At 73.4% G+C, this 428-nt stretch carries 1 protein-coding gene; it reads right to left on the bottom strand.

What is annotated here, in order from left to right; translation table 11 throughout:
• A partial coding sequence (locus G3I78_RS48830) for an amino acid permease (RefSeq protein WP_164437098.1) occupies positions 1 to 428 on the bottom strand: 428 nt, incomplete at both ends.

The following is a 428-nucleotide window of genomic DNA, read 5'->3' as shown; positions in this document are numbered from 1 at the left end:
GAGCCGGCCGTGTAGTTGTAGACCGTCAGGCCGGAGGCCAAGGCGACGGTGACGACCACTCCGACCACCGGGACGCCCCGCTTCTTCGTCTCGAAGACCTTCGGGAAGAGCCCGTCGCGGGCGGCGGCGTACGGGGTCTGCGCGCTGAGCAGGGTCCAGCCGTTGAGGGCGCCGAGCATCGAGATCACGGCTGCGCAGGCGACGAGCGTTCCGCCCCAGGTGCCGCCGAACATCGCGTTGACGGCGTCGGTGAAGGGGGCCTCGGAGGCGGCCAGCTCGTCGTGGGGGACCAGGCCGAAGACGGAGAGGGTGCCCAGCAGGTAGACGGCGGCCGCGCCGGCGGTGCCGAGGATGGTGGCCCGGCCGACGTTGCGGGCCGGGTCGCGGACCTCGCCCGCGCTGACGGCGGCCGACTCGACGCCGAGGTA

This window comes from Streptomyces sp. SID13726 (assembly GCF_010548375.1).
Classification (GTDB): Bacteria; Actinomycetota; Actinomycetes; order Streptomycetales; family Streptomycetaceae; genus Streptomyces.
The sequence above is the reverse complement of the archived record's forward strand: the minus strand, read 5'-3'. Positions and strand labels throughout refer to the sequence as shown.